This is a genomic window from Aeromonas sp. R2-2 (assembly GCF_040908355.1).
Classification (GTDB): domain Bacteria; phylum Pseudomonadota; class Gammaproteobacteria; order Enterobacterales; family Aeromonadaceae; genus Aeromonas; species Aeromonas veronii.
Genome location: NZ_JBFODQ010000019.1, coordinates 1 through 7,390, shown reverse-complemented (window position 1 = coordinate 7,390; position 7,390 = coordinate 1). Strand labels below are relative to the sequence as shown.

Genomic DNA, 7,390 nt, shown 5'->3' with positions numbered 1-7,390 from the left:
GGGTTTTTTATGGGAACAAGGCTCTGCGCCATGGCCGAATTGTGCTGAACGGATTGGCGGGGCAGGGGAGTGGCTACATGGCAGAATGCAAAAAGCCCGCTCGATGAGCGGGCTTTTAAAATTTGGTGCGTCCTAGTGGATTCGAACCACCGACCCCCACCATGTCAAGGTGATGCTCTAACCAGCTGAGCTAAGGACGCAGGGTGCGCAATGCGACTTCTGTTCTGCAGGGGAGTGGTGGGTTTAATTGGATTCGAACCAACGACCCCTACCATGTCAAGGTAGTGCTCTAACCAACTGAGCTATAAACCCACATCTGCATTTCTTTCAAACTGTTATGGTGCGTCCTAGTGGATTCGAACCACCGACCCCCACCATGTCAAGGTGATGCTCTAACCAGCTGAGCTAAGGACGCATAACAGCAATCTGTGATGGTGCGTCCTAGTGGATTCGAACCACCGACCCCCACCATGTCAAGGTGGTGCTCTAACCAGCTGAGCTAAGGACGCATAATCAGTGTTCTGTAATGGTGCGTCCTAGTGGATTCGAACCACCGACCCCCACCATGTCAAGGTGGTGCTCTAACCAGCTGAGCTAAGGACGCATCACAGAAAAAGTGGTGGGTTTAATTGGATTCGAACCAACGACCCCTACCATGTCAAGGTAGTGCTCTAACCAACTGAGCTATAAACCCACTTTCTCTTACTTCACTACGCCAGCGCTGCTGACGTGGTCGGCATACTACCCATGCCCCCCAAGGCTGTCAACAGGCCATATGCACAAAGGAGACTGTTTGCCCAGTTCTTGCGCAGCCTGTTGATTTTGCAGGCGAGTTGTCGCTTGCCAAGCCCTGTTACTGAGATCGCGACAGGGTAGTGCAGGCTTCCGGAGTGGCAAAGCGGCCATAGATGTAGCGCAATCTCGCCCCCAGCATCAGGGCCGCACTGGTGAGGCCGACGATAAAGCCGATCCAGAAGCCCTGCGGCCCCATCCGCGGCACCAGCCAGTCGGTCAGACCCAGGATCATGCCGGTGGGCAGCCCCAGTCCCCAGTAGGCGACGATGGTGACGTAGAAAATCGCCTGGGTATCCTTGTAACCGCGCAGCGCGGCGGCCGCGACCACCTGCACCGAGTCGGAGATTTGATAGATGGCGGCGAAGAACAGCAAAATGGCCGCCAGGACGATCACCTGCGGATCATCGGTATAGATGGAGGCGATCTGCTCGCGCAGTAGCACCGTCATGGCGGCAGTGGCAGCGGCAATGGCCATCCCCAGCATCAAGCCGGTGCGAGCAGCTACCCGGGCGTGATGGGGCTGCCCTTCACCTATGCTGTGGCCAACCCGGATGGTGACACCCACCCCGATGGAGAGGGGCAGCATAAACACCAGGCTGGAAAAGTTGAGGGCAATCTGGTGACTCGCCACCGTCTCGGCACCGAAGGGGGCCAGCATCAGGGCCACCACGGTAAACAGGGTCACCTCGCAGAAGATCGCCATGGCGATGGGGAAGCCCAAGCGAAATAGTCGCCAGATCCGGCTGCCGTTGGGGCGAGCCAGCTGGGAAAAGAGGCGGATCTCGGTGAAGTGACGGGAGAGCTTCACATAGAGGATCATCGCCAGCAGCATGGCCCACAGCACGATGGCGGTAGCGACGCCACAGCCGACCCCGCCCAGTTTCGGCATGCCGAAGTGGCCGTGAATGAAGATGTAGTTGGCGGGAATATTGACCGCCAGCCCGACAAAGCCGATCACCATGGTGGGCATGGTGTGGGAGAGCCCCTCACTGAAGTTGCGCAGCACCTGGAACAGCACGAAGGCAGGCAGGCCCCACAGGATGGCGTGTAGATAACCAGTGGTCTTGGCCGCCATCACCGGCTCCACATCCATGAACTGCAACGCCAACGGGCTGTAATAAAGCGCAATCATCGCCAGCGGGGTGACGATCAGTGCCAGCCAGAAGCCCTGATGAACTGCCGGACGGATTGCCTCCCGTTTACGGGCGCCATTGAGCTGGGAGACGATGGGGGTGAGCGCCATGATGATCCCCTGCACCAGCAGGATCACCGGTAGCCAGAAGCTGGACGCCACCGACACGGCAGCCAGATCGACCGCACTCACCTGACCCGCCATCACGGTATCGACGAAGTTCATGGCGACCTGGGCCACCTGGGCGACCAGAATGGGGCTGGCTAGACGGACGAGCTGCTTCGCCTCGGACCAATAACGTTGCACTGACACCTCCGAGTGGATCAGATAAGAGTAAAAAAGAGCGGAAATCGGGAAGAGCCTTTGCACTTTCGGACGAAAGTGCAAAGGGTGGGGGAGGCATTCTAGCCTGAAATTCAGCCAGGACGAAATAGTTGCCGCCCCGAGGGGCAGGATCAGGCGTCTTCGTGATCGCTGATCAGCAGGTTGGCAGCTGCATAGGCAGCCTGTTCGCGCAGTTCGGCGGGTACTCGCTCATCGGCGGCGACCGCGTTGAGGGCGCGGATAGTGGCGGCGATGGCCTTCGGCACATAGCCCTGCTCGCCGGAGCCAATCTGGTTATAGGCGATACGGATCGCTTCACAGCACTCATAAACCATCATGATTTGCTTCCTTGAAAGTAAAAAGGCGAGCAAATATAGCGGTTTTACTCCCATTTTGTCAGTCTCGCGGTTGTAATTTGCGGCAAGCAAGTTAGTTTGGTTACCCCCTTTTCCTGTTTCGGCCTCTTTGATGCTGCTCTCTTCGCGCAATTCACTGGCGATCTTCCTGACGCTGTTTGCTCTTCTCGCCCTGACGCTCAAGGATGGCGCGGACAAATATCTGGTACTCCATGGCTACTCCGTGATGGAGATGGTCTGGTTTCGCTTCTTTGTTCCTTTTCTCGGTCTGCTGCTGTTGTTGCCAAAGCGCACCGTGACGGCGCTGCTGGCGGTGGATCGCTGGCTATTGCTGCGCTCACTGCTGTTTCTGGTCTGTGCGCTGGTCTCGGTGATTGCGCTGGCCCATGTACCGCTCAACGTCTACACCATCATCTGCCAGCTCGGTTCGCTGGCCTTTGTGGTAGCTGGCGTCATCTTTTTCAGGGAGCGTTTGACCCGGACCAAGGTGGCGGCAGTATTGCTGGGGCTGTTTGGCGTGCTGGTGGTGACCCATCCTGACGGGGGCGACGCGAACCTCTACTATCTGCTGCCACTGGTCATTGTACTGGCCAACACCGGCTACAACCTTATCACCAAGCTGGTGGATCCACGTTTGACCCCCCTCGATATCCTGATCGTCACCTGCTTCATGCTGGGGATGGTGGCAATGGTCGCACTCTGCTGGCAGCCTGCACTGTGGCGCTTCCCGGTGTTTGCCGACTGGCCCTATCTGCTGGCGCTACCGGTGGTGACCCTGCTCTCCCAATATTGCCTTATCAAGGCGATGCAGTATGCGCAGGCCTCTACTCTGGCGCCCTTCTTCTATTTCCAGATCTTTTTTTCTACCCTCTGCAGCTATCTGATGTTTGGTGAAATGCCGACCCTCAGTAGTATGGCGGGGTGTCTGCTCATCGTGCTGGCTGGCATAGTGGTCATCCATTCCCAGCGCCGGGCTCGTGTGCTGGCGCGGTCTGAGGCGGCAGAGCAGGTGTGACAGTTTGTACGAAACGAATTGTGTAAAAAACGGATTATGTAAAAGAAGCGGCCACAGGCCGCGATAAAAAACAGAGCGTGTTACCAGAAACAAAGAGGTGATGATGTTTACCGGAATTGTGCAAGGTGTGGCCGAGCTGGTCGCCATCGAAGAGAGTGCTTCATTTCGTACCCACGTGATCCGCATGCCCAGCCGGGAGTGGGGGGAAGGGCTGGCCCTCGGCGCCTCAGTCGCTCACAACGGCTGCTGTCTCACCGTGACCCGGATTGCAGGGGAGCTGGTCAGCTTCGATCTGATGCAGGAGACCCTGCGTCTCACCAACCTCGGCCTGTTGCAGGTGGGGGACAAGGTCAATGTGGAGCGGGCTGCCCGCTTTGGCGACGAGATCGGCGGTCATGCCATGTCTGGCCATATCATCGGCATGGCAGAGGTTACCTCGGTGATCGACACACCCAACAACCGTCAGGTGTGGTATCGCCTCGCCCCCGAGCTGATGAAATATGTGCTGACCAAGGGGTACATCGGCATCGACGGCATCAGTCTGACCATAGGTGAGGTGCGCGAGCGGGAGTTCTGCGTCCACCTGATCCCCGAGACCCTGGCCCGCACCAATCTGGGTTGGGTCAAGGTTGGCTGGCAGACCAATATCGAGATCGATCCCCAGACCCAGGCCATCGTCGATACCGTGGAGCGGGTGCTGGCGTCACGCGGGGGTCACTGAAAGGAAACGGCTCGGTGTCAATCGCCTCATAAGCAAGGGCCTGCAGTGTGCAGGCCCTTGTTATTTATATGGTGAAAATATCCACTCAACTTTTTATGACTCGCAGTCACAACATCTGCTCAGCTCTTTGCGACTTGCAGGCACAGCAGTTGCTCGGCTTTTTGTGACTCGCAATCAAAACAGTTGCTCGTCATCGGCATCCACAAACAACTGCAAACAGTCGCGGGCTTCGTCGCGGTGAAGCCGCAGGTGGATCGGATTGCAACAGGCCATGCAATCTTCGTAAAACTCCTGATCACCCTGGCTGGCATCCAGCTCGACCCGGGTATGGTGGCCGCAGTGGGGGCAGACGATGCGCTTGCTGGTGTACTCGATCATGATAACCTCCTCGGGCCTTGGGGCCGCCTATCTACCCTGATTCTAGTCGGGCAGCAGGGGGTTAACCGCGAGCAAACGCACGTTTATGACAGAGGTCAAGTTAGAGCGATGGCAAGGTGCAACCGGCTGGAGTGGTCGTGTGCGAGAAGAACAATCTGGTTGTGAATGACGAGTGAAAAGGAGGGGATTGCCAATAGTTGTTTGGCAATCACAGGGGGCTGGAGCCCCCTGCGGATATGAGAACGCGAGCGCAGCAAGGTGCCGATAGGCGCTATTTGACCCAGCTGGCCAACATGTCGGCATTCAGCTCGGCCAGCGAGCCGAGCTGGTAGTTGGCGATGGCCAAGCGTGGGTCGCCGACTAAAGCTGGATCCGGCACGATCAGCGCAGTCATGGAGGCCGCCTTGGCCGCCAGCAAACCGGTAAAGCTGTCTTCGATGGCCAAGCAGTGCACCGGCTCAACCCCCAGCTTCTCGGCGGCGTGGATATAGACATCCGGGTGCGGTTTGCCGAAACGCTCGATTTCAGCGGAGTGAACCGCCATAAAGCGATCGCGGATGCCGAGTTTGCCGAGCACCGCTTCCACCATCGCAAACGGTGAGGAGGTCGCCAGACCCACTTTCAGGCCGCGGGCTTCGATAAGGTCGAGCGCTTCCAGCACACCGGCTTTGGCCTGACCTTCGGAGAGGATCAGGGCGTTGACCTGATCCAGAATGCGCTGCACCACCTCGTCCTGGCTCGGGCCGCTCCACGGGCGCAGGCGATACCAGTGGGCAACCAGCTGATCGATGCGCACGCCGATGGTCGATTCGCAATCCTCGACGGTGTGGGGGTGACCCAGTTCGGAGAAAACGGCGATCTGGGCCCGTTGCCAAAAGGGTTCCGAGTCGATCAGAACACCATCCATATCGAAGATCACGGCAGCTAACATCTTGTACTCCTGACAAATTTGAAGAGGGGATTATAAGCCTGGCGGGGAAATGCAAAAAGGGCATTGCCATGCCCCTTGCGCCCGATCACATCGGCAAACGTTTGTTTTGCTATGGCAAAAAAGTCCTTAGAACAGCACTTCGACCTTGGCGGCCACGGCTTTGGCGTTTTCCACCGCATCCTGGCAATCCTCTGCGCGGGCCAGCGCCACGCCAAGACGGCGGCGACCGGCGATCTCCGGCTTGCCAAACAGCCGCAGCTGGGCACCCGGCACCAGTGCCAATGCCTCACCAATTCCCTGATAGCGGATATCCTGGCTGTGCCCTTCGCGCAGTACCACGGCAGAGGCACTCGACCCGTACTGGGTGATGGTGCCGACCGGCAGCCCCAGAATGGCGCGCACATGCAGGGCGAACTCGGAGAGATCTTGCGAGATCAGGGTCACCATGCCGGTGTCGTGGGGGCGGGGGGATACTTCGCTGAACCACACTTCATCGCCTTTTATAAAGAGCTCGACCCCGAACAGGCCGTAACCACCGAGGGCCTCGACCACCTTGGCCGCTACCTCTTTGGAGCGGGCCAGAGCCAGTTCGCTCATCACCTGTGGCTGCCAGGATTCGCGGTAGTCGCCATCTTCCTGACGGTGGCCGATCGGCTCGCAGAAGTGAATGCCATCGACTGCGCGTACCGTGAGCAGGGTGATCTCGTACTCGAAGGGAACGAAGCCCTCGACGATCACCTTGCCTCGACCGGCGCGGCCACCCTCCTGGGCGTAGGTCCAGCTCTCATCCAGCTTGACGAGATCGCGTAGTACGCTCTGCCCCTTGCCGGATGAGCTCATCACAGGTTTCACCACGCAGGGCAGGCCGATAGCCTCGACGGCGGCGACAAACTCCTCCTTGCTCTGGGCAAAGCGGTAGGGGGAGGTGGGCAGGCCCAGCGTCTCGGCGGCGAGACGGCGGATCCCCTCCCGGTTCATGGTGAGCTGGGTGGCGCGGGCGTTGGGTACTACCTTGACCCCTTCTTGCTCAAGGGCGGCCAGGGTATCGGTGGCGATCGCTTCAATCTCGGGGATGATGAGGTCGGGTTTAACCTCGGCGACCAGGGCACGCAGGGCGTTGCCATCGAGCATGTCCAGCACGTGGGCTGCGTGGGCCACCTGCATGGCGGGGGCATTGGGGTAGCGGTCGGCTGCGATCACTTCGATCCCGAAGCGTTGCAACTCGATGGTGACCTCCTTGCCAAGTTCGCCGGAGCCCAGCAGCAGGGCACGGGTGGCGCCGGGGCGGGTTGCGGTTCCAAACATACGATCTCTCCTGATGTCGATGGTCATTGTTGATGATCGCTATCGCATGAATAGCGGACAAAAAAAGAGGCACGCATGGCGTACCTCAGGAAACGGGTTTGTGAGCGCGCTGCTCCAGATGGGTCAGCAAGGTAATGGCGCCAATGATGATGGCGGCGCCAAGCCACAGACGGCCGGGGGGCGCCCAGCCAAATACCAGCCAGCCTGCCAGCACGTTCATCGGCAGCTTGGCAAAATCGAAAGGCTGCACGAAGGAGGCCTCCGCCACGCTGTAGGCGCGAGCGATGGACATGTGCGCGAGTGCCGACAGAATGCCCGCTGCCGCCAGCAGCAGCCATTGTGGCTCGGTGGGCCACTGCCACTCCGGCAGTGCCAGCATGACGTTGAACGGGGTACTGAAGATAAGCAGATACACCACTATGGTGTGGGATGA

At 58.9% G+C, this 7,390-nt stretch carries 8 protein-coding genes and 6 tRNA genes; 2 read left to right on the top strand and 12 right to left on the bottom strand.

The window, feature by feature from the left end; genetic code table 11:
- Nucleotides 1-123 precede the first annotated feature (123 nt).
- The 8 genes from AB5Z09_RS03180 to AB5Z09_RS03145 all read right to left on the bottom strand — a co-directional run bounded on the left by AB5Z09_RS03180 (nt 124) and on the right by AB5Z09_RS03145 (nt 2,589).
- Nucleotides 124-200, bottom strand: a tRNA-Val gene (locus tag AB5Z09_RS03180).
- A 35-nt stretch (nt 201-235) separates the two neighbouring features.
- A tRNA-Val gene (locus tag AB5Z09_RS03175) sits at nt 236-312 on the bottom strand.
- A 26-nt stretch (nt 313-338) separates the two neighbouring features.
- Nucleotides 339-415, bottom strand: a tRNA-Val gene (locus tag AB5Z09_RS03170).
- Between the two features lie 17 nt (nt 416-432).
- A tRNA-Val gene (locus tag AB5Z09_RS03165) sits at nt 433-509 on the bottom strand.
- A gap of 18 nt (nt 510-527) precedes the next feature.
- A tRNA-Val gene (locus AB5Z09_RS03160) sits at nt 528-604 on the bottom strand.
- Nucleotides 605-617: 13 nt separating this feature from the next.
- A tRNA-Val gene (locus AB5Z09_RS03155) sits at nt 618-694 on the bottom strand.
- A gap of 159 nt (nt 695-853) precedes the next feature.
- Entirely contained in the window at nt 854-2,233 is a 1,380-nt protein-coding gene (locus tag AB5Z09_RS03150; protein WP_247822719.1) for an MATE family efflux transporter, read from the bottom strand.
- 149 nt (nt 2,234-2,382) lie between these two features.
- Entirely contained in the window at nt 2,383-2,589 is a 207-nt protein-coding gene (locus AB5Z09_RS03145; RefSeq protein ID WP_005352334.1) for a YaeP family protein, read from the bottom strand.
- A 130-nt stretch (nt 2,590-2,719) separates the two neighbouring features.
- Here AB5Z09_RS03145 and AB5Z09_RS03140 point away from each other — a divergent pair, with 130 nt between their 5' ends.
- Nucleotides 2,720-3,622 (top strand): DMT family transporter, encoded by a 903-nt coding sequence (locus AB5Z09_RS03140; RefSeq protein WP_368194619.1) that lies wholly within the window; start codon nt 2,720-2,722, stop codon nt 3,620-3,622.
- 103 nt (nt 3,623-3,725) lie between these two features.
- Entirely contained in the window at nt 3,726-4,343 is a 618-nt protein-coding gene (locus AB5Z09_RS03135; protein WP_368194618.1) for a riboflavin synthase subunit alpha, read from the top strand.
- A 174-nt stretch (nt 4,344-4,517) separates the two neighbouring features.
- Here the strand turns inward: AB5Z09_RS03135 and AB5Z09_RS03130 are convergent, their stop codons facing one another.
- From AB5Z09_RS03130 to AB5Z09_RS03115, 4 genes are all read right to left on the bottom strand, one after another.
- Entirely contained in the window at nt 4,518-4,721 is a 204-nt protein-coding gene (locus AB5Z09_RS03130; RefSeq protein WP_005336871.1) for a CPXCG motif-containing cysteine-rich protein, read from the bottom strand.
- 271 nt (nt 4,722-4,992) lie between these two features.
- The gene (gene hxpB, locus AB5Z09_RS03125) at nt 4,993-5,652 is read right to left on the bottom strand and encodes a hexitol phosphatase HxpB (RefSeq protein WP_058056871.1); all 660 of its coding nucleotides are present in this window, start codon (nt 5,650-5,652) and stop codon (nt 4,993-4,995) included.
- A 126-nt stretch (nt 5,653-5,778) separates the two neighbouring features.
- Entirely contained in the window at nt 5,779-6,957 is a 1,179-nt protein-coding gene (purT, locus tag AB5Z09_RS03120) for a formate-dependent phosphoribosylglycinamide formyltransferase (RefSeq protein WP_368194617.1), read from the bottom strand.
- 85 nt (nt 6,958-7,042) lie between these two features.
- Nucleotides 7,043-7,390 (bottom strand): EamA family transporter (locus tag AB5Z09_RS03115; RefSeq protein ID WP_368194616.1); only part of this gene is annotated, 348 nt, incomplete at its 5' end.

Bases quoted from the DNA above. Each gene is read 5' to 3' on its own strand.
- AB5Z09_RS03135 (WP_368194618.1), top strand. From the start codon at position 3,726: ATGTTTACCGGAATTGTGCAAGGTGTGGCCGAGCTGGTCGCCATCGAA.
- AB5Z09_RS03140 (WP_368194619.1), top strand. From the start codon at position 2,720: ATGCTGCTCTCTTCGCGCAATTCACTGGCGATCTTCCTGACGCTGTTT.
- AB5Z09_RS03145 (WP_005352334.1), bottom strand. From the start codon at position 2,589: ATGATGGTTTATGAGTGCTGTGAAGCGATCCGTATCGCCTATAACCAG.
- purT (WP_368194617.1), bottom strand. From the start codon at position 6,957: ATGTTTGGAACCGCAACCCGCCCCGGCGCCACCCGTGCCCTGCTGCTG.
- AB5Z09_RS03130 (WP_005336871.1), bottom strand. From the start codon at position 4,721: ATGATCGAGTACACCAGCAAGCGCATCGTCTGCCCCCACTGCGGCCAC.
- hxpB (WP_058056871.1), bottom strand. From the start codon at position 5,652: ATGTTAGCTGCCGTGATCTTCGATATGGATGGTGTTCTGATCGACTCG.